This window comes from Enterococcus caccae ATCC BAA-1240 (assembly GCF_000407145.1).
Taxonomy (GTDB): Bacteria; Bacillota; Bacilli; order Lactobacillales; family Enterococcaceae; genus Enterococcus_L; species Enterococcus_L caccae.
The window spans coordinates 1,110,767-1,130,795 of the sequence record NZ_KE136472.1; the positions used below are offsets into that span (position 1 = coordinate 1,110,767).

Below are 20,029 nucleotides of genomic sequence, written 5' to 3' on the forward strand. Positions count from 1 at the left end.
GGCTTTCATTCCTTCTCTAAATTATTATATAAATCCCTTGGACGAATAATACCTAGTAAACTCCCATTGGGATTCCCATCTTTTGTAATCAATATCGCTTCTAATCGGACCTGTGTCACAAACATTTCCTCAACTTGAAAAATCGTTGTATCACTACTAACGAATTGATAATTGCTTCCCTTGTAGTTGCGTTCTAAAAGCTCAACTGCTTTTCTACCTTCTAATTGAATGTCTCCCTTAGAACTTTCAACAGCTAACCAAATACCTAAACCACGGACAGTGATCAACCCTTTAAATTGACCCTGATTATAGATTGGAAATTGGGAATATTGCTTGCGCGCTACGATTGCTAAGATATCCTTGATTGAAATATTTATATCGAACCCTGTAACTTTCTTTGCAAAACGCGGCAAAACTTTTTCAGGACTGATTAATGCTGTTTCAATTTCCGCCATACGTTTGACTGCCCACTCATTTGGTTCTGCTATCACAAAATCGGTTGAAATCTGTTCATGCACAATTGCATTTCTTAATTGAGCCATTTGTAGTAAGTCATCTTGAAAAAGAGGAATTTGACTGTCTTTTTTCCTAGAAAGTCTTCGAACCATTTCACTAAATCCCATGTTGGTTGGATTATTCAATTGTTCGCGAAACCACTTTTCAATACGGTTAAAACTACTTAAAAATTCTTCCGCTCTTTCCCCCATCATGTCTTCTCCTTGATTACATAAGCTTTATTTAATAATGAACATACAAAAATAAAATAAAGAACGAGTACGATTAAAATACCACCTATATTTAGATGTAAAATTGGAATCAAAAACATCCCCCCAAAGAGTATAACATAAACGAAAATCAAAATTGGGTTCATCGTTATTTCCAAATTGATGACTTGTCCTTTATCAATCAATGTAAACGGCGCACTCTTCAGAAAAAAAAATTTAGCTTGAATCGTGCACTCCTGTTCAATCACTTCTATTTGCTTGGTATCATTTTGGTTTAAATAAAACCACTTTTCACCATTTTTTATTACCTCGATTGGACTGGCCATTCCATAAAATCCAGTATTTCTACTACAACGAATCTTCATAATGATCCCTCCTCGAGCTTTAATCTAAAGTATATAACAAAATCCCGCTGACTGGAAGAAAGAAGTTGATTTGAGTATAAATAAACTTGATTACAAAAAATTTTACTTTGCTCCTGTAGATAATCACATTTTAAAATAATCCACTTCTATTTCCATCTTTATTTAATATTGATGGACAATCCATCCGCTACTTACGAAATTTTCTATGTCTGTTTTCATCAGACTACCAATTTTTACGAACAATTTTGTAAGCTTTTTAGTTTTCGTCAAGAAACTACTCATTCCGTCACCTCTTAATGCTACTTTTTATTACTATAACAACTTTTTTGCAAAAGATTGACGGGTACCTTTTTTCACTTTATAATGATGCTAGACTTTATAATATAAAGGAGCGTGATTTGAATGGAAAAAGGGTTCGTCAAGTGGTTCGACAATAGAAAAGGTTACGGATTTATTGGTTACAATGAGGACGAGGAAATCTTTGTTCATTTCACAGCAATTGAAGAAGATGGCTTTAAGTCATTAGATGAAAACCAAGCCGTAGAATTTGAAGTAATGGAAGGTACACGTGGTTTACAAGCCGCACATGTGAAGAAAATATAGAAAAAAACAGCATTCCTCAAGCAGGATGCTGTTTTTTTAGTAGTGTTTGCTAATGGTCAATTGCGGATCATCGATGATCGTTGCACTCAATAAGCTTTGCTGTTTCATCGACTTTATAAAAGCTACTTTATTTTTTTTTGTCATGATAAATAGTTGCGTACCTTCTTTAAACCCAGGTGAGCTTATTTCGATACATTTTGGTCCAACTCGAATCATTTCGATTGCTGACAATGTTATTTTTTTTCGTCTGATTGGTAACAATGCATGGACGATCAACTGCTCATCCTCAATCATAAAATAACGATTGCATCCTACTAAAGCAAAGAAAAAGAAAATACCTAACACGATATTGCTAATCAAATAAGGACGAGTATGTTCCAATGTTAAAATCAAACTTAAAAATAAAATGCCAAATGTACAGGACCAATAAATTATCGCTGTTGATAATTCTGGTTGCCAATGATAGACTTTTTTCTTCATGTAGCGACCCCTTAATAAAAATTCAATATGTTATAATAATAACATACTTCAACTTTGAACGAAAAGAAAATAAGGAGAATTTTATGTTACGAATATATGTCGACGCTGCAACAAAAGGGAATCCTGGTCCAAGTGGCGGAGGAATCGTTCTTGTAGGGGATCATCTACACGAGCAAATCCATGTTCCACTTGGGGAATGTTCCAATCATGAAGCAGAATTTAAAGTTTTTATTAAGGCTCTACAATTAACTATTGAAAAAAAACTAAATAATCAAACGGTTGTGATTCATTCCGATAGTAAAATCGTTGTCCAAACGATTGAAAAACAGCATGCCAAAAATTTGTTGTTCCAACCTTACCTTAAGACTTTTCAACAATTAGAACAAAACTTTGCGTTATTGTTAGTAAAATGGCTTCCTGAAAATCAAAATAAAGGAGCAGATTCATTAGCACGACAAGCGTTACAAAAATATCAGTAGCGTTTGAGACAAGAATGCTTATTCTGCTCTTTTCATTGTATTTTACATTGTTAACTCTGCCATTTTGCCACTCGTTACTTGAAGAATTGATAACGGAGACAACTCGATCTGCATTCCTCTTTTACCAGCTGAAATAATGATCGTATCAAACAATCTGGCATCTTCTGCAATGTAAGTTGGAAACAATTTTTTCATTCCAATTGGCGAACAACCTCCTCTAATATACCCCGTTGTTTCTTCTAAGTCTTTCAGATGGAGCATATCCACTTTTTTGTTACCGCTAGCATTGGCTAGCTTTTTTAGATCCAATTCCTTATTTCCTGGAATAACAGCAACGACCGGCCCAGTTTTATTGCCCACAGTTACCAACGTTTTAAATATTTTTCCATCTTCGATTCCTAATTTTTCAGCAACGTTATTCGCGCTTAAGTGATCTTCACTCCATTCAAATTCATATTCTTTATAAGCAATTTTATGCTGTTCAATAATACGCATCGCATTTGTTTTTTGGTTCTTTTTTTTCTTAGCCAATTCATTTCACCTCACAATTTAGTTTATCAAAGAAATCAATGGATGCAAGAAAAAAGGGTGTGAGACAAAAGTAAAAATCACTTTTGTTTCACACCCTAAATGCGAATACACGGTGGAAGCAGAATCAATCCCTTCGGAAATAAGCTGATGTTGCACAGTACCTACTTGGTCACAAAAATTTGAAGAACACCGATTAGGAATCATTCAACATCAGAATGAAAAATTCCGTGTTTCTTGTCATTTTCGTGTATGCTTCTTATTTCTCGGGATTAAACGTTTCTGTCCTATCCTCATTCTATTAAAATGCTAAAGTTTGGAGAATTTCACGCAGTTGTCCAACAGGTACTTGTCCTGGAGCTGAAGCTTTTTTTGCCGCTCCAAAAGTCATTGCAGAACCAAAAACTTCTCCGCTCATCCGGCTGACCATCCCTAATTGACCCATTGACATTGTAACGATTGGTCTATCGGCATGTTTAGTTTTCATCTCATTAGTTGCTTCTAAAAGTGTTAATACATCCTCTGAAGATTGTGGCATTACAGCGATTTTACAAATATCAGCATTTTTTTCCTGCATACGACATAATCTTGAAACAATTTCTTCTTTAGTAGGTGTTTTATCAAAGTCATGATTACACATAACAATTTTGATTCCTTTATTATGGGCTGCTCCGATTGTCTCTTGAACCTGTTTCTCATCCATAAATAATTCAACATCTAAAAGATCGATTACACCATTTTCGATGACTGTTTTATATAAACCAAAATATTGTTCATCCGAAAAGGCTATTTCTCCACCTTCTTGTTTTGTACGGAACGTAAACAAAACTGGTTTATCGGCTAGAATCTCTGCAATTTTTTTTGACATTTCAACAACTGCTTGATAATCAGCAACTTGATCAAAAAAGTCCACACGCCATTCAACCAGATCACAATCGACCGGCAATAAATGTTTCGCTTCTGCAATTAATTCTTTTTCATTTTTCCCTACTAGAGGCACGATAATTTTAGGACTCCCACTTCCAAGAGTCACTCCTTTAACTGTAACTGTATTCACTGTTTGCATCCTCCCTTATTTAGATGTATCGATTGTTTGACGATAACGAATAAAAATAATGACAGCTAAAATAAAACCAATTCCGGCAATAACGGTATCTAATAACATAATGCCATGAGGATTACTATTAGCGATTTTACCAGAAACAACAGGAATAGCAAAGGAAGCAATACTTCCGAATGTGTAAAAAATTCCTGTAATCGTTCCTTTACCCGCTGGGAACATTTCCCCCATTACAGTTAAACCTAATTGCATAACACCACCTGCGGCAAAAAATCCTACTAAAACTGCTCCAATGGTTAACACTGCTGGCGTTGGGAATAACCACATAGCCGCGATAGCTAGAAATGACGCTAACGTATAAGGTAACACTAGATTAACTGGACGAATTTTAGCTGCAACAACTGCCGTTACACCAACACAAACTAATGATCCTGTAGAATAATATGAAACAAGTAACTTCGCCGCATTTTCGGACATAGAGGCAACTTCTTGACCATATACAGCAATATATTGACTAATCAGGTAAAACGTAGCTTGAGAAATAAAACCGTAAATAACAAATGCAACACCTTCGATATGCATTTTAGGTTTACTTTTAAATTTAGTAACTGGAGCAGCTTCAACTTCCACGCCCTCTTTTTCAGCCGCTTTATTATCAGCATCAGGAAAAGGTAATTTCAATAAGAATAGTGCATTGATACATAATAAAACTAAACATACAACAAAAGACCAACCAAACCATAAACCGCTACTACCTAAAAATGCAATAATGAATGGTAACGCAAATTGACCGATTTGTACAGCGGCTTTGATTAATACGCTTGCTGTACCAGCCGTTTTAGGAAATGATTCCATCAAAGCAGGGTATGTCCCGGAATCAAGACAAGAATTAGCTATTCCTGCAATCACACCAAACGCCATCGCAACAGGTACACTTGGACTGAATAAAATCCCAACAAAAAATAATGCATAAATCACCATTCCAAGATACACAAAAGGCTTACGACCGAATTTGTCTGATAACCATCCAGAAATCAAAATGGCAACTAATCTCCCGATACCAAGCATTGCAACAACGCCTGATACGCCCTCTATATTCGTATTCCATTGTGATGCTAGTGCATCCTTGTTTTGCATAATGATCAAAACGCCCATTCCATGAACAATATAATTGATATACAGCCCTAACGCTGTTGGTACATACTTGTTTTTCATTCGTCTCTCTCCTGTAAGTAAAATTCTATTTAATCTTTGAATAATAGCTCTTTAATGTAATCAACAGGCATATCTTCTCCTGTGAAATGTTTGAACGCTTCTGCACCTTGGTATAACATCATACCGAGACCATTAATCGTTTTTTTAGCGCCATGTTCACGAGCAAACTTTAATAATTTCGTTTCTTTTGGAATATAGACAACATCGAAAACAACTAAATCTGGACGAATAACTTCTGGATCATTGATTAAGCTTTCTTCTTGAAGTGGTTTCATCCCAACTCCAGTAGCATCAATATAAATACTACTTTCACTAATTGATTGTTTAAAGGCTACTTGGTCAGATAAATCAGTTAATGTTGCGATACAATTTGTATTTTCGTTGATTTTTTTCACTGTTTCTTCTGCATTTTTATAATGTTGATCGTTAATATTAAAAATACGTAACTCCTTTACTCCATCTAAAGCTGCTTGGATTGCAATGGCTGTTCCAGCACCACCGGCACCAGTCATCGTCACGACTTGTTCTTTAACTTCTACGCCTTCTTCTTTCAATGCACGCATTGCGCCTGTTCCATCTGTTACATGACCAACTAAATGGCCTTTTCCATCTTTATTTGTCACAGTATTCACTGCACCAACTAATTTTGCAGCAGGTGAAAGTTCGTCTAAATAAGGAATGATTGCTTGTTTATTTGGCATTGATACGTTAGAACCTCGGATACCCAATGCTCGAATTCCTTGAACGGCATCTTTTAATTCTTCATTGCCTACTTCAAATGCCATGTAAGCATAGTCTAAACCTAATTTTGCAAATGCTTCATTGTGCATAGTTGGTGATAAACTATGGCGAATTGGTGTTGCAATCAAACTGATTAATAATGTGTGTCCGTCAATTCTTTCTGTCATGTTAATTTCCCTCACTTTATATAGTTTGTGTCACTTGTAAACTTTTTGTTTGTTCAAACAACATTTTTTGTGTTCGTGTGTTTTCTAAAACTTCGATTGTTTTCAGAATGTCGCGGGCTTCTCTTGTCCCTTCCATGATTCGTCTAGCAACTTTACTGTCCCCCATATTTAAAAGTACAGCACCATTACTTCTAGCATATTGATCAAGTTCACGAATCATCGGTGCTTCAGCACGCATTCCTAAACATACAAAACCTAAATCAAATGGTAATTCGATCATTTCTCCATCTTTTTCAACTAAAAAGCTACTTTCTCTAACTTCTGTCAGTTTTGTTTCTACATGGACTTCCACATCAAATTTTTCGACAATTTCCATCATCGCAAGTTTTGTAATCAAATCAAGATCTTTCCCGATTTCACCTTGCATTTCCACAATACTCACTTTTTTAGCACCACGTTCAGCGTAATATTCCACAACGTCTAACCCAACAGCACCTCCGCCAATCACAACAACTTCTTTTCCTTCAAACTCTTGGAATTTTGACATATCATCTAAAATATCAAAAATAGAGAAGATTTTTCTGTTTGGATTATCTAGTTGTTCTTTTAGACCATTGATTGGTGGCAATAATGGTTTCGCTCCAGTAGCGTTCACGATAATATCTGGACCGATTGCCTCAATATCTTTCAACGTTGCTGCACGGTTTAGATGGATCGCTAAATTATCTAGTTCTTTACAACGATTGATTTCATACGTAATAAAATCATCGATTCGTTTCTTATCTGGGAAACGAGCAATTTCATGACCTAAGCCACCTAGATACTCTTTTTGTTCAAAAAGTTCTACGCTAACACCAACTTCAGCTGCTGTGGCTGCTGCTTCAAGTCCTGTCGTCCCGCCACCGATCACAACCATTTTAGTTGGATGTAAAATAGGTTTCATTTTATAGTCATCTTCATAATGTAGATCTGGATTGACGGTACAACGCATTGGACGAGCTTTAGCAATACGATGATCAGCACATCCGATGTTACAAGAAATGCATTTTCTTAGTAAATCTTCTTGTCCATTGGCTACTTTATTTACCCAGTTTGGTTCGGCAATCAATCCACGACCCATTGCTAAAAGATCTGCATCTCCTGCTTCAAGGATTTCAGTTGCCCGTTTAGGACTGCGGATATTTCCAGAAGTAACGGTTACTTTATCAGGAAAACGCTCCTTAACCGCTTTTGACATATACGCACGCCAGCCATCCGCTAAATTCATTTTATCGATTTGATATTGTAAGCTGTCATTCAATGCAGCTGATACATTTAAAATATCTACTTCCTCTGCAAAATAACTTAAAATTTCAATTGTATCTTCTAATGAATTACCGCCTTCTAGTAATTCATCTGCACTAAAACGAAGAGAAATTGGGAAAAATGGTCCTACTGCTTTTCGAACGGCTTCAACCACTAATTTAGTTAAACGAGCACGATTTTCTGGACTTCCGCCAAATTTATCTGTTCGTTTATTATATAAAGGAGATAAAAACTGACTTAAAAGATACGAATGTCCTGCGTGAATTTCTACACAATCAAAACCAGCACGTTGCGCTCTCAACGCTCCATCTGCATAGCGTTCAACAATTCCATAAATCTCCTCTTCAGTTAACGGACGTGGAATCGGATTACCTTTTTTTGAAGGAATATTTGATGCAGAAACTGGTTGCTCCCCTTCTAAGCGTAATCCATAGGCAGAAGCTCCTGCATGATTGATTTGAACAGACGTACACGCACCATAAGCATGCATCTTTTCATTAAAATGCCATAACCCAGAAATATATTGATCATTATCCATTCTTAATTGACGAGCACCATTTGTTCCCATCGGATAATCGATACACACATTTTCTAAAGTGATTAAACCAGTTCCACCCTTAGCTCGTTGTTCATAATATGAAATATGCTGCATACTGAAAGTACCGTCCATATTAGCGAAATTTGTCCCCATCGGTGGCATAACGACACGATTTTTTAATGTCATACGTTTTACAGTTAAAGGTTCAAATATTGCTTGATAATTATTCATGATTACCTCCTATTTTTAAAAGCAAAGTAGCCTTAATTGAAAATATGAAATGATGACTGAAGTGCTTTTCATGTCATTTATAATATATTTTTTCCAAAAAACAACTTATCTAAATAGCTTTTATATTGTTAATCTTTTCACAATTGATGTAAATTTATTTTAATCCAACAAACCAATAAATTCCAATGAATGTTTTTTATATTTTTGATAAATATAATTTATGTATAAACTCAAATCATTTTTTCATTCGTTGATGCATATTTTCAGAATTATTGATAAACTGTGCTTATGAATCAATTACTGATAAGGAGTATTACTTATGAATTTGAGACAGTTAGAATTTTTTAGAATGTTAGCAGATACCCAACATATGACCCATGCAGCCAAGTTATTAAATACAACCCAGCCAAACTTAAGCCACTCCATGTCAGAATTGGAAAAAGAACTAGATGCACAATTATTTGAAAAAAAAGGCAGAAATATTCAACTGACAAAATATGGGAAATTTTTCTATACGTATGTTTCAACTGCCTTAGAAGAATTAGCCAAAGGCGAACGTGCGTTAAAAGAATTGGTCAGTCCAGAAAAAGGGTTGATTGATTTTGGTTTTATTTATACCGCAGGTTCTTTTCTAGCCCCGATGCTTATGAAGGAGTTTTCAACCTATCCAGGCAATGAACAGATTCGTTTTAATTTATTTCAAGGAAATTCTTCTGATATGACAGATTTACTATTGAAGGAAGATGTAGATCTCGCAATTACTTCAAAGCTACAAGAGGATGAGCAGCTTAATTACGAAATATTAACGGAACAAGAAATTGTTTTGGTCGTTCCCTTAAACCATCCTTTAGCTTCATACGATAGCATTTCCTTGAAGCAAACAAGTCCATATCCTTTCGTTTATTTTAATGAACGGAGTGGCTTACGACCTTATCTTGATAAAATGTTGACTGCAGCTTCTATTACACCAAAAATCGTATGTGAAGTTGAGGAAGATCATACCATGCTAGGTTTTGTTGCACATGATTATGGCATTGCACTGATGCCAAAAATCCCATCTATTTCTGCTTATAATGTCAAAACACTAACGCTCAAAGATAACTTTTTTCCTCGCTATATTTATCTAGCAACCAAAAAAGATCATTTTCTTTCACCAGCGGCTCTGCGCTTTAAAGAGTTTATTGTGCCGTTTGCTCAAAATATATTTTATCAATAGGAAAAAATCTGAATGAACGGTGGTTAAAATGACAGCTACTACATCATATTTCAACCACATTGCTGTACCTCACGAAGATCGATGAGACACCATCCAAAGTGTTTGTGTGACTCGTTACTTCCTTAATTTAAAAACTTCGATAAAAAATGGAAGCATTGTAAACACAGTACATGAAATGAACTGATTTTGCACATTACTTACTTGGTCACAAAAAATGGAAGAGCAGCAAATACGTACCAATTATCATCCGCTCTCACACTCACTGTGATGCTTGGTCATGTTCATGAATTCTTTACTATAAACCTAAAAAAGAAAATAGAGAGTACGCCATCCATCGATGACGTTACTCTCACTCTTGACGTATTTTCTATTTCTTTATTTCAATGAAGAAGACTTTCAAATAATTCCCTTCTTCAAAGTGCTTTGTCGTTTTAAAATCGTTAGGCAATTGATACGTTTCCTTAAATTGATAACGAACTTTTTTTTCTTCTAATGCAGCGATAATCATTTTTTTATATTTTTCTAGAGAAATGTTTGCTGCATTGGTTGAAGCAATCAATAGCCCTTCTTTTTTTAAGATATCAACAGAATCTTTTACCAAATCTCCATAATTTTTAGTAACAGAAAAAACCTTTTTCTTATTTCGTGCAAAGCTTGGTGGGTCAAGAATAATCACATCGTAACTTAGTTGCTTGCGCGCAGCATATTTAAAATAGTCAAATACATCCATCACAATAATTTTTTGATCTTCTGTAGCTAGATGGTTCACTTCAAGTTGTTCTTTCGTCTTTGGTAAACTGCGTTTAGCTAAATCCACACTAGTCGTCATACTTGCACCGCCCATCGCACTCGCAACAGAAAATGCACCAGTATAACTAAACATATTCAAAACTGTTTTTCCAGCTGCAACACCTTCAACCAAACGACCACGTACTTCTTTTTGATCCAGGAAAATCCCCGTCATCAGTCCGTCATTTAAATATGTAGCATATGTTACGCCATTTTCATAAACCAAAAGAGGCTCTGGTGCATCATCTCCAAACAGTTTCTGTGATTCTGGTAATGATTCGGCTGAAAAACGAATTTTTTCATACGCACCTATGATTTCTGGAAAATTCTTTTTAAACGCTTGGATGATTTCTTCTTTCATTTGATACAATGTTTCGTTATACCATGAAAATACAGCGAAATCACCATAACGATCAACGATCAATCCCCCCAGTCCGTCTCCTTCTCCATTGAATATACGATAAGCAGATGTGGAATCATCTTGTTCATAAAATGCTCGGTGACTTTTGGCTTTTAAAAATAAGTTTTCTAAAAAAAGGGCATCCACACAACCTTGCCAGTTTACTAGCCAACCAATCCCTTTGTTTTGTTTGCCTAGATAGCCTGTCGCAATCAATTGACCTTGATTATCAACAAATTTTACCCACTCATTTGAAAATGTCTTAGGCACATCAAGTAGATCTTCTTTTTGAATAAGAGGATATCTTCCTTTAAATTTCTTTTCTGATTTTTTGGTTACTATTATATTCATTCTTGTCATCCTTCGTTCAAATTTTCTTTTTATAAAAAAGCACCTTAATTACTTGTGAAGTCATCACTGGCTAGTATATCAAAAAATAAAGCTTCTGTCGTTAGCTAAAATCAACCAAATATAGAGTGAACTGTTAAGAAAAGTAAATTTTTGTTAACTTTATTTATACAAATCTTGATTTAAATTGACATAGAATTACAGAGAGAGTAGAATTGTAGCAGTGTATAGAAAGTTTTTAATTACTTTCTTTTAGATTTGATTTTGGAAAGGATACGTTTACTTTGAATATTATAAAAAAAATACATATGCCCAAGTTTTTAAACACTCGTTTAGGACTATTCGGTTTTGTGGCTGTATTGCTCTGGTTAAAAAATATTTTTGCTTATACAGTTGATTTCCACTTAAGAATCGAGAATGCTTTTGAATACTTCATTCTCTTCATTAATCCAATTGCTTCTACGTTTTTCTTATTGGCGATTGCTTTGTATGTGAGAAGAAAGAAAGCTTCTTATATTACTATGATGGTGCTTTATTTCTTATTGACGTTACTGTTATTCTCTAATGTTGTTTACTATAGAGAGTTTACTGACTTTATCACCGTCAACACTATGCTCGGTGCAGGAAAAGTCGCAAGTGGACTTGGAGAAAGTGCTTTACGTTTATTTAGACCTTACGATGTGCTTTATTGGCTTGATTTTGTCATTATCGGCATCTTACTACTAACTAAAAAAATCAAGATGGATGAGCGCCCGGTCAGAGCTCGAGTGGCTATTTCCATCAGTATGTTATCTGCGTTATTTTTTGTTGCGAACTTGACTTTAGCTGAAACTGCTCGCCCTCAGTTACTAGGTCGTCAATTTTCACGTGATTATATTGTTAAGTTTTTAGGCTTAAATGCGTTTACCGTCTATGATGGTGTGACAACTTACCAAACAAACCAAGTTCGAGCTGAAGCCAGTGAAAATGATATGGATACTGTTTCAGACTACGTTAAAGGTCATTATGCCGCACCAAACCCTGATACTTTTGGTATGGCTAAAGGAAAAAATATTATCTATATCCACTTAGAAAGTTTCCAACAATTTTTGATTGATTACAAATTAAAAGATGAAAAAGGTGTTGAACATGTAGTAACTCCTTTCATCAATAGCTTGTACCACAGTAACAGCACCTACAGCTTTGATAACTTTTTCCATCAAGTAGGACAAGGAAAAACAAGTGATGCTGAAACAATGTTTGAAAACTCATTGTTTGGTCTTAGCCAAGGCTCACTGTTCACACAAGTTGGTGGTAAAAATACTTTTGAAGCAGCCCCAGCCATTTTAGGTCAAGAAGCAGGCTACACTAGTGCTGTGTTCCACGGAAATGCTGGTAATTTCTGGAATCGTAATGAAACATACAAACATTTGGGATACAACTATTTCTTCGATGCAAATTACTATGATGTCAATGAAGATAACTCGTTCCAATATGGCTTGCATGACAAACCTTTTTTCCAACAGTCTGCACAATACTTGGAACATCTACAACAACCTTTTTATTCTAAATTTATTGCTGTTTCTAATCATTATCCATATTCACAATTTACAAATGATGAAGCTGGCTTCCCGATTGCTCAAACATCAGATGAAACAATCAATGGCTACTTTGCTACAGCAAACTATCTTGATAAGGCTGTTGAGGAATTCTTCAATTACTTGAAAGCTTCTGGATTGTATGATAATTCTGTAATCGTTCTTTATGGCGATCATTATGGTGTTTCAACTTCTAGAAATCAAAATTTAGCTGAGTTACTTGGAAAAACAAAATCAACTTGGAATGACTATGATAACTCAACTATGCAACGTGTGCCTTACATGATTCACATTCCTGGTCAAACAAATGGTGGGATCAACCACACATATGGTGGCCAAATCGATGCATTACCTACCCTGTTACATTTGATGGGTATTGATACTAAGAATTATATTCAAATGGGACAAGACCTATTCTCCAAAGACAATTCTCAACTTGTTGCTTTTAGAAATGGAAACTATGTTTCACCAAAATACACCATGCTAGGTTCTAGTATCTATGAGACAGCCACTGGTCGTTTATTGGAAGAACCAACTGAACAAGAAAAACAAGAAGCGCAAGCGTTAAAAGAAAAAGCTAACTTGCAGTTAGAGATGTCTGATCAAACAACAAATGGCGACTTGTTACGCTTTTATACAAACAGCGGATTGACTCCAGTGAATCCCGATGAGTATAATTATAAAGATCAATTAAAACAATTAGAAAAGATTGAAGATGAAAAAGGCAATAACTCAACAAGTGTTTACAGTAAAAATAATAACACTTCTACTGTTGATAAATATCATACTGAATCTTACCAAAACTATTTAAAATCGGGCAACTAAGCCAAAATAATCATGAAAGCTTGAGTAAATTACTCAAGCTTTTTTATATCTTATTCATAATTTATTCATATTCTTCTTTTATACTTAGTTTAGTGAGGTGACCTTATTTGAAAAACATACGTTACGCTTTTGCCAGCGTTTCTTACCATAAAAAAATTTCTTTTGTTATCGGTGCTAGCTCTGCTATTTTTCTGTTCCTACTAACAAGCCTTTTGAATCTTAAGTATTTAGAAACTTCTCTGTATGATCAAGTAAGTCCTTTAATCAACAATAGTGATTATCACCTCAATTATCAAAAAACGATGCAGCTTTACACTTCTTTATATATTGTGACCTTAATTTTATGGACGATTTTAATTGCTCTATTCGTGTTTATTTCATTAAAAATAAAGCAACAAGACATGTTGAAATGGCGTATTATGGGTTTTTCAAATCGCTTTGTTATCAAACAATCGATATTGGAGAGTATTATTCCAATAGCTCTTGGAATATTTACGATTGCTTTGTTTCTTGGGGTTTGCCAACATACATATGAATTTATATTAATCGAGGTGAGACCGTTACTTGCAAACGGTATAGGAATCAAGAGAGTCGCTCTTTTCTCCTCTAATGTACTTATTGAAAGTACCCCTAATCAAGTACTAAATTCTACTGCAGGAACACATTTTTTATCTATGAGAATCAACAGCTTACCTGTTGCTACTATTTTTAAAGCTTTTTCAAAAAATAGCATGTTATTACTCTCTATTACGACTGTGATCACGTTAATTTCAACTTATTTTCTTTCAAAAAAATCGAAAAAAGTATTTAGGATGTGAGTAAATGAATTTCCCTTTAGTAAAAAACTGGACAGATGACAGTTTCAAAGAATTATTTCAACAACAGCATATGACAGTTGTTTTGGAAGACCAAAGTAGTGTCCAAGCTGACTTTTATTTCCTCATTGATAAAACATTTGATATGAAACATGATATGGCAATTGGCTTCATTTTATCTGAGAATATCTTTTTACCTTATCTTTCAATAAGAGATAATTTATTTGTGGGAACATCTATCAAAGAAAGGGAAAAAAAGCAACTACTTAATAACTGGCTCACCTATATTGGACTTCCAACAAGTGTCTTAAATAAATCAGAAGATACCTTAACTTCCTTTGAACAAATTAAGCTTCAGTTAGTTCAATTACTACTTATAAAAAAAGATATCATCATTATTGATGATATCTTCCAAAAACTCTCAATTGGACAAAGACAAGAACTATTACCCTTACTTCAAAAAATAGCAAAAGAAAAACAAAAAGCAATTTTAGTTTTAACAAACGATATTCAAATCGCTGAAAGTCCTTATATGGATAAAATCATTAAAACGGCATAAAAAAGGTTTGGATCAGAAGCGATTGCTTATGATCCAAACCTTTTTCCTGATTCCAAGTGAATGGGACATGACTCTTCGAGTCATATCCCATTCACTTTTTATTATGCTTCATCTTCTATCTCTACATCAGGAAATGAAATGGTAAAACTAGTTCCTTTACCAGCTTGGCTTTCTACATTAATTTTCCCTTTATGCAAACGAACAAGCTGCTGAACAATGGATAAACCTAAGCCTGATTCACCATATTTTGTATTTTTTCTGGAAGGATCCACTTTGTAATAACGATCCCAAATATTTTGAACTTGTTCTTCTGACATGCCAATACCAGTATCAGAAATGGTAATGATCGTTTCTAAATAGCCTTTTTGTAAGCGGACTCGAATCTCTCCGTCTTGCGTGAATTGAATCGCATTTTGGATAATATTCACCATAATTTGAACAAAGCGATCATAATCAGCATAAACATCGATGGCTTCATCCGCTTCTAGAATTAACTTATCATTAGCTGACTCAGCTTTTCCTTCTAGCTGAGTCAGGATATTCTTCAATGTCTCAGTAGCATCAAATTTCTTAACCACAATACTGATTTGATTGGTCCTGATTTTTTCATAATCTAAGTTTTCATTCACTAAACGGATTAAACGAGACGTTTCATTTTGCATTAACTTGATCGCGTTTTCTCTTTGACTTTCTGGAATTGCATTGTACTGCAGCCCTTCCAATAATCCGTTGATCGTCGTAAGTGGTGTTCTCATCTCATGAGAGGCATCTGCCATGAACTGTCGACGCCTGTCTTCTTGCCGATCGATCTCTTCCCTAGATTCTTTCAAGGACTCCGCCATTTTATTGAAATCTTCCGCTAAATCATCAAATTCGTCTTTATCATGCGAGACAAGTTTGATATCAAAATTACCACTTGTAATTTCTTTTGTGGCTTTTCGCATTCGGTTGATTCGCTTCACTTGGAAACTAGCAAAGAAATAGCTTAGAATAAGTCCAACAATACTCGATATAATAAAACCTTTGAACAAATTAGCTGTTATTGCGTCCACACTATCTGATACATTTTTCGCAGGTTGTGTCACGACCAATGCTCCAACAATTGTATTTTCATTTGTTTGCGTATTGGTCTGAGAAACAGGCATCATTACATAAGAAGACATGTTCGGATTTCCATAAATATCTTTATTGACCGTGATATATTCTTGTTCTCCTTGCATTAATTTGTTCCAATTACTTTCAATCAATGAATAGTCTAATTTCTTTTTTGTTTTTATCGGATACTGAATTGACATGTCCTTATCGATAAAAACAAATTGAACATCTTGATTGCTTAGCACACTTTCAGATAAAGTGAATGACATATTCAATAACTCTTGATCCGTCATTCCAGGATAGCGAGTGATCGAATCTTTAGTCTTCCATGCAGATTGCGCATACCCTCTCAGTTGTTCATAATTCGTATCTTGCATCGTTTTTTTAGTCAATTGAGTGAAAGATGTTCCTACAATCAAAATAATGAGAATAATCACACCCCAAAAAGCGAGTAATTGTTGATATAAATATTTCATCTAGGCTACACCAGAATCGTCAAATTTATACCCTACACCCCAAACAGTTTGAATCACTTGTGGTCCCACTTTTTCAATTTTTTGACGTAATTTTTTAATATGTGCATCTACTGTTCGTTCATCACCGAAATATTGATAATCCCAAACCATTTCAAGTAACTGTTCACGCGAAAACACTTGTCTTGGTTTTTTCGCTAATGTATAAAGCAAATCAAATTCCTTAGGTGTTAATCCACCGATCAATTGATCATCAAGATACGCTTCTCTCGTCTTAGTATTCATCTTAAAATGGTCTGTCTCTACATCAAATTGATCATCTGAACGTTCCGATCCTTCCACAGTATGTTCCCCTATCTCAGAACGGCGGTGTAACGCTTTGATCCGAGCTATCAACGTTAATGGGCTGAAAGGTTTTGTAACGTAGTCATCTGCACCCATTTCTAGCCCGATTACTTGATCACTTTCAGAATCTCTAGCTGTTAGCATAATAATTGGAACAGTATTTGACACTTTGCGTACTTCGCGGCAAACAGACATACCATCCATTGTAGGTAAATTTAAATCAAGGGTGATCATATCCCACTTTTCTGGATTCTCTAAAAATGCATCCAAGCCTTCTTTCCCATCATATTTAAACGTAGCTTCCCAGCCTTCATTTAAAAAGAACATTTGCATCATTTCTGAAACTGATTCGTTATCTTCTATCATTAATACATTCATTATTTAATCGCCTCTTCCCTTCAACTTTAACGTCATTTATATTATACTCTAAAAATCAGCTAGCTCCAATAACTTCTATCTTTCTTCAAAAAAGCTTTGTCTTTTATTCAATCTTTGATACTATTAAAGATGAAAGGACGTTGAAAATTCATGGAAAATATTCAAGCAGTTGCTTTTTTTGATTTAGATGGTACATTATTGAATCATCAATCGCAAATTACGCCAGAGATAACGAAAGCAATTAAAGCATTAAAAAATAACAATGTGTTACCTCTTATTGCGACTGGCCGGACAGTTGTAGAAATTGAGCACATTATGAACGATAGTGGGATCGATTCGGCAATCGTAATGAATGGTCAGCTTATTCAAGTTGAAGGAAAAAAAGTTTATTCAGATGAGTTTACGTATGAAGAATGTTCGAAAATGTATGAACATGTCAAAAAGTTAGGACATGAACTCTCGTATTATAATGATCAGCAAATCTGGTGCTCTGGCCATAATGAAATCGTTACAAACGCTTATGCATTCATCCATTCCAAAGCCCCGATAATTGATCGCTCTAGTGTAGAAGATAAAACAGTTAATATGATGTTAGTTCTCTCAGAGGATGGCGATGAACACTATTTAGAACATTTCCCTGAAATGACCTTTTATCGCAACGGCCCTTACTCCATTGATACAGTTAGAAAAGGTGTTTCTAAAGGAACTGGCGTAAAAAACTTATTTAAAACATTAGACTTACCCCAAGTTCCTACATTCGCTTTTGGTGATGGAATCAATGATCTCGCTTTATTTGACGCTTGTGACAATAAAATTGCTATGGGCAACGCACGGAGCGAATTAAAGGAACGTTCTAGCTTTATCACTAAGAAAAATACTGAAGGCGGAATCGTTCATGCCTTGCAACATTTTGATCTGATTTAAATTAATATATTAGAAAAAAAGCGTTTTGCTCCACTTTTTTCACCAGAGCTAACGCTTTTTCGCTTAAAAAATCTCGCTTCTTATTTAGAAGATGGGATTTCTTTTTTATGTCTTTTTTGATGAACACAGATAACGGTTCCTGTCACTTGAATCAGTAAGAGAAAAAGCAAAATGGCGCTTAGTCCTATATGTCCTTGATCGAACGTTCTTTTTAACAATACGAGTAAAATCAGACTACTTACTGAATAAAGTGACCATTGTTTATCCATAATATCTAGACCCCTTTGGTTTGTTATCTATAAGGATAGGACTTTTGAATAAAAAAAGCAAGGATGTTTTAGGTATCTGTGAAGTTTCCAACAATTTTTTAGTGTTTCCTTAAATTTCTAAGAAAACTCTAAACAATGACCCGCTAGTTTTTTTATTGTAACATGCGCAATTCATTTCAAACAGCACAAAAAAATGATACACTAATTTTATTGTAACTTTACTGTAAGGAGTTTTTGGTTATGAACGAAGAGAAACAATCATCGATACAACTTATTTTAGATACATGTTTAATGGCTGGTAAAATTATGACAGAAAGTGGTTCTGAGGTTTATCGTGTTGAAGATACGATGAATCGAATCGCTGAAAATGCTGGTCAAAAAGAAAGTGTTAGTTATGTTACTGCCACAGGCCTTTTTATGGGCTTTCGCTCTAGTAATTACACTCAATTAGAAAATGTGACTGAACGTAGCATCAATTTGGAAAAAGTAGCAATTGTTAATAACCTTTCTCGAAAATTTGCGAATAAAGAAATTTCTTTAGAAGAACTCAATTTAAAACTGACAAACATCAATCATGAAGCACCAACCTATTCGATTCCTTTGCAAATTCTTGCAGCAGGTTTTGTCAGTTCAACGCTCATGTATATATTTGGTGGAACGTGGAATGACTTTCTAGCTACCTTTGTGATTGGAATGATTGGTTTTAGCGTTGCTCTTTTTACAAAGGAGTGGTTAAACATTAAATTTTTAGACGATTTTTTGGCTGCCTTTTCCATTGGCTTTTTAGCTTATTTAGCAGTGAGATTTCACTTAGCTGGCAATATCGATAATATCATTATTGGCGCTGTTATGCCTCTTGTTCCTGGTGTTGCGATCACAAACTCATTTAGGGATATCTTAGCAGGTCATTTATTAAGTGGGACAGCCCGTGCAACAGAAGCAATATTTGTTGCAGGTTCGATTGGTATTGGAATAGCCATTGTATTTAAATTATTCATGTAAGGAGAAATGAATGTGGAATTTGTTATTCATTGTTTATTTAGTTATCTGAGCACAGTAACTTTTGGAATCGTTACGAATGTACCTAGAAAAGTTTTAAATGCTTGTGGTATTACTGGAGCTGTAGGTTGGATGATTTATTGGTCTACTGAAAATATGGACGCTGGGGGCATTTTTGCTAATTTTCTAGGTGCAATCGGCATTGGTATGTTAAGTATTTATTTTTCACGTAGAAAAAAATTGCCTATGACAATTTTTAATATCCCAAGTCTCGTTCCTTTAGTTCCCGGTGGTCCTGCTTACCAAGCAGTTCGAAGTATTGTTTTAGGAGACTACGTTAGTGGTGTTCATTTTATCATTAAAGTGATCATGACCGCAGGAGCGATTGCAGCTGGTTTTATGGTCACAGGAATCGTTGAACGATTATTAAAAAATTTGCTAGATAAAAATAAGATTGTTTCAAAAAAATAATTGAGCCCGAATAAATAGCAAGAAATATGCAACTACTACGATACACTTCGACCACATTGTTGTACATCACGAAGAACGAAGTGCTTCGATGCCACACAATACAAGGTGG

The 20,029-nt window shown here is 34.9% G+C and carries 21 protein-coding genes; 9 read left to right on the forward strand and 12 right to left on the reverse strand.

Features of this window, described 5'->3' with window-relative positions:
- Positions 1 to 5: 5 nt before the first annotated feature.
- Both I580_RS05000 and I580_RS05005 read right to left on the reverse strand, forming a co-directional pair.
- On the reverse strand, positions 6 to 707 hold the full coding sequence (locus tag I580_RS05000; protein WP_034860344.1) for a CBS domain-containing protein: 702 nt from the start codon (positions 705 to 707) through the stop codon (positions 6 to 8).
- Complete coding sequence (locus I580_RS05005; protein WP_010772390.1) at positions 707 to 1,090, reverse strand: hypothetical protein; 384 nt, start codon at positions 1,088 to 1,090, stop codon at positions 707 to 709. The genes I580_RS05000 and I580_RS05005 overlap by 1 nt, the downstream gene beginning before the upstream one ends.
- 402 nt (positions 1,091 to 1,492) lie before the next feature.
- Here I580_RS05005 and I580_RS05010 point away from each other — a divergent pair, with 402 nt between their 5' ends.
- The gene (locus I580_RS05010) at positions 1,493 to 1,693 is read left to right on the forward strand and encodes a cold-shock protein (protein ID WP_010772388.1); all 201 of its coding nucleotides are present in this window, start codon (positions 1,493 to 1,495) and stop codon (positions 1,691 to 1,693) included.
- A gap of 36 nt (positions 1,694 to 1,729) precedes the next feature.
- On the opposite strand, the gene I580_RS05015 is transcribed toward I580_RS05010, so the two are convergent.
- The gene (locus I580_RS05015) at positions 1,730 to 2,173 is read right to left on the reverse strand and encodes an EbsA family protein (RefSeq protein WP_010772387.1); all 444 of its coding nucleotides are present in this window, start codon (positions 2,171 to 2,173) and stop codon (positions 1,730 to 1,732) included.
- An 83-nt stretch (positions 2,174 to 2,256) separates the two neighbouring features.
- Here I580_RS05015 and I580_RS05020 point away from each other — a divergent pair, with 83 nt between their 5' ends.
- On the forward strand, positions 2,257 to 2,652 hold the full coding sequence (locus I580_RS05020) for a ribonuclease HI family protein (RefSeq protein ID WP_010772386.1): 396 nt from the start codon (positions 2,257 to 2,259) through the stop codon (positions 2,650 to 2,652).
- A 42-nt stretch (positions 2,653 to 2,694) separates the two neighbouring features.
- Here the strand turns inward: I580_RS05020 and ybaK are convergent, their stop codons facing one another.
- The 5 genes from ybaK to I580_RS05045 form a co-directional block, all read right to left on the reverse strand.
- Positions 2,695 to 3,147 carry a Cys-tRNA(Pro) deacylase gene (gene ybaK, locus I580_RS05025; RefSeq protein WP_051091075.1) on the reverse strand — a complete coding sequence of 151 codons (453 nt, stop codon included), beginning with the start codon at positions 3,145 to 3,147 and terminating at the stop codon, positions 2,695 to 2,697.
- 334 nt (positions 3,148 to 3,481) lie between these two features.
- Positions 3,482 to 4,237 carry a type I 3-dehydroquinate dehydratase gene (gene aroD, locus I580_RS05030; protein ID WP_010772384.1) on the reverse strand — a complete coding sequence of 252 codons (756 nt, stop codon included), beginning with the start codon at positions 4,235 to 4,237 and terminating at the stop codon, positions 3,482 to 3,484.
- A gap of 15 nt (positions 4,238 to 4,252) precedes the next feature.
- A complete protein-coding gene (locus I580_RS05035; protein ID WP_010772383.1) occupies positions 4,253 to 5,455 on the reverse strand; it encodes an MFS transporter in 1,203 nt (400 codons plus the stop codon).
- 29 nt (positions 5,456 to 5,484) lie between these two features.
- The gene (locus I580_RS05040) at positions 5,485 to 6,363 is read right to left on the reverse strand and encodes a shikimate dehydrogenase (RefSeq protein WP_010772382.1); all 879 of its coding nucleotides are present in this window, start codon (positions 6,361 to 6,363) and stop codon (positions 5,485 to 5,487) included.
- 16 nt (positions 6,364 to 6,379) lie between these two features.
- Positions 6,380 to 8,437 carry an oxidoreductase gene (locus I580_RS05045; protein ID WP_010772381.1) on the reverse strand — a complete coding sequence of 686 codons (2,058 nt, stop codon included), beginning with the start codon at positions 8,435 to 8,437 and terminating at the stop codon, positions 6,380 to 6,382.
- Between the two features lie 319 nt (positions 8,438 to 8,756).
- Here I580_RS05045 and I580_RS05050 point away from each other — a divergent pair, with 319 nt between their 5' ends.
- Entirely contained in the window at positions 8,757 to 9,653 is an 897-nt protein-coding gene (locus I580_RS05050) for a LysR family transcriptional regulator (RefSeq protein WP_010772380.1), read from the forward strand.
- A 367-nt stretch (positions 9,654 to 10,020) separates the two neighbouring features.
- Here the strand turns inward: I580_RS05050 and I580_RS05055 are convergent, their stop codons facing one another.
- On the reverse strand, positions 10,021 to 11,193 hold the full coding sequence (locus I580_RS05055; RefSeq protein WP_010772379.1) for a class I SAM-dependent rRNA methyltransferase: 1,173 nt from the start codon (positions 11,191 to 11,193) through the stop codon (positions 10,021 to 10,023).
- Positions 11,194 to 11,483: 290 nt separating this feature from the next.
- Here I580_RS05055 and I580_RS05060 point away from each other — a divergent pair, with 290 nt between their 5' ends.
- The 3 genes from I580_RS05060 (at position 11,484) to I580_RS05070 (ending at position 14,966) form a co-directional block, all read left to right on the forward strand.
- The gene (locus I580_RS05060) at positions 11,484 to 13,592 is read left to right on the forward strand and encodes an LTA synthase family protein (RefSeq protein ID WP_034860410.1); all 2,109 of its coding nucleotides are present in this window, start codon (positions 11,484 to 11,486) and stop codon (positions 13,590 to 13,592) included.
- 107 nt (positions 13,593 to 13,699) lie between these two features.
- Positions 13,700 to 14,410, forward strand: a complete 711-nt coding sequence (locus I580_RS05065) for a hypothetical protein (protein ID WP_010772377.1) — start codon at positions 13,700 to 13,702, stop codon at positions 14,408 to 14,410.
- A gap of 4 nt (positions 14,411 to 14,414) precedes the next feature.
- Positions 14,415 to 14,966: a hypothetical protein gene (locus I580_RS05070; protein WP_010772376.1), complete on the forward strand. Its 552-nt coding sequence runs from the start codon at positions 14,415 to 14,417 to the stop codon at positions 14,964 to 14,966.
- A 101-nt stretch (positions 14,967 to 15,067) separates the two neighbouring features.
- Here I580_RS05070 and I580_RS05075 read toward each other — a convergent pair whose 3' ends face one another.
- Entirely contained in the window at positions 15,068 to 16,537 is a 1,470-nt protein-coding gene (locus I580_RS05075) for a sensor histidine kinase (RefSeq protein WP_010772375.1), read from the reverse strand.
- Entirely contained in the window at positions 16,538 to 17,257 is a 720-nt protein-coding gene (locus I580_RS05080; RefSeq protein ID WP_010772374.1) for a response regulator transcription factor, read from the reverse strand.
- Positions 17,258 to 17,407: 150 nt separating this feature from the next.
- On the opposite strand from I580_RS05080, the gene I580_RS05085 reads away from it, so the two are divergent.
- On the forward strand, positions 17,408 to 18,181 hold the full coding sequence (locus tag I580_RS05085; RefSeq protein WP_010772373.1) for a Cof-type HAD-IIB family hydrolase: 774 nt from the start codon (positions 17,408 to 17,410) through the stop codon (positions 18,179 to 18,181).
- A gap of 80 nt (positions 18,182 to 18,261) precedes the next feature.
- Here the strand turns inward: I580_RS05085 and I580_RS16690 are convergent, their stop codons facing one another.
- The gene (locus I580_RS16690) at positions 18,262 to 18,450 is read right to left on the reverse strand and encodes a hypothetical protein (protein WP_025869055.1); all 189 of its coding nucleotides are present in this window, start codon (positions 18,448 to 18,450) and stop codon (positions 18,262 to 18,264) included.
- A 240-nt stretch (positions 18,451 to 18,690) separates the two neighbouring features.
- Here I580_RS16690 and I580_RS05090 point away from each other — a divergent pair, with 240 nt between their 5' ends.
- Together I580_RS05090 and I580_RS05095 are read left to right on the forward strand one after the other, a co-directional pair.
- Positions 18,691 to 19,452: a threonine/serine exporter family protein gene (locus I580_RS05090; protein WP_010772372.1), complete on the forward strand. Its 762-nt coding sequence runs from the start codon at positions 18,691 to 18,693 to the stop codon at positions 19,450 to 19,452.
- Between the two features lie 12 nt (positions 19,453 to 19,464).
- On the forward strand, positions 19,465 to 19,920 hold the full coding sequence (locus tag I580_RS05095) for a threonine/serine exporter family protein (protein ID WP_010772371.1): 456 nt from the start codon (positions 19,465 to 19,467) through the stop codon (positions 19,918 to 19,920).
- Positions 19,921 to 20,029: the final 109 nt, after the last annotated feature.

Coding starts and splice junctions, on each gene's coding strand:
- I580_RS05080 (WP_010772374.1), bottom strand. CDS start 17,257: ATGAATGTATTAATGATAGAAGATAACGAATCAGTTTCAGAAATGATG.
- ybaK (WP_051091075.1), bottom strand. CDS start 3,147: ATGCGTATTATTGAACAGCATAAAATTGCTTATAAAGAATATGAATTT.
- I580_RS16690 (WP_025869055.1), bottom strand. CDS start 18,450: ATGGATAAACAATGGTCACTTTATTCAGTAAGTAGTCTGATTTTACTC.
- I580_RS05075 (WP_010772375.1), bottom strand. CDS start 16,537: ATGAAATATTTATATCAACAATTACTCGCTTTTTGGGGTGTGATTATT.
- I580_RS05045 (WP_010772381.1), bottom strand. CDS start 8,437: ATGAATAATTATCAAGCAATATTTGAACCTTTAACTGTAAAACGTATG.
- I580_RS05035 (WP_010772383.1), bottom strand. CDS start 5,455: ATGAAAAACAAGTATGTACCAACAGCGTTAGGGCTGTATATCAATTAT.
- I580_RS05015 (WP_010772387.1), bottom strand. CDS start 2,173: ATGAAGAAAAAAGTCTATCATTGGCAACCAGAATTATCAACAGCGATA.
- I580_RS05085 (WP_010772373.1), top strand. CDS start 17,408: ATGGAAAATATTCAAGCAGTTGCTTTTTTTGATTTAGATGGTACATTA.
- I580_RS05005 (WP_010772390.1), bottom strand. CDS start 1,090: ATGAAGATTCGTTGTAGTAGAAATACTGGATTTTATGGAATGGCCAGT.
- I580_RS05040 (WP_010772382.1), bottom strand. CDS start 6,363: ATGACAGAAAGAATTGACGGACACACATTATTAATCAGTTTGATTGCA.
- I580_RS05000 (WP_034860344.1), bottom strand. CDS start 707: ATGGGGGAAAGAGCGGAAGAATTTTTAAGTAGTTTTAACCGTATTGAA.
- I580_RS05050 (WP_010772380.1), top strand. CDS start 8,757: ATGAATTTGAGACAGTTAGAATTTTTTAGAATGTTAGCAGATACCCAA.
- I580_RS05070 (WP_010772376.1), top strand. CDS start 14,415: ATGAATTTCCCTTTAGTAAAAAACTGGACAGATGACAGTTTCAAAGAA.
- I580_RS05090 (WP_010772372.1), top strand. CDS start 18,691: ATGAACGAAGAGAAACAATCATCGATACAACTTATTTTAGATACATGT.
- I580_RS05055 (WP_010772379.1), bottom strand. CDS start 11,193: ATGAATATAATAGTAACCAAAAAATCAGAAAAGAAATTTAAAGGAAGA.
- I580_RS05010 (WP_010772388.1), top strand. CDS start 1,493: ATGGAAAAAGGGTTCGTCAAGTGGTTCGACAATAGAAAAGGTTACGGA.
- I580_RS05020 (WP_010772386.1), top strand. CDS start 2,257: ATGTTACGAATATATGTCGACGCTGCAACAAAAGGGAATCCTGGTCCA.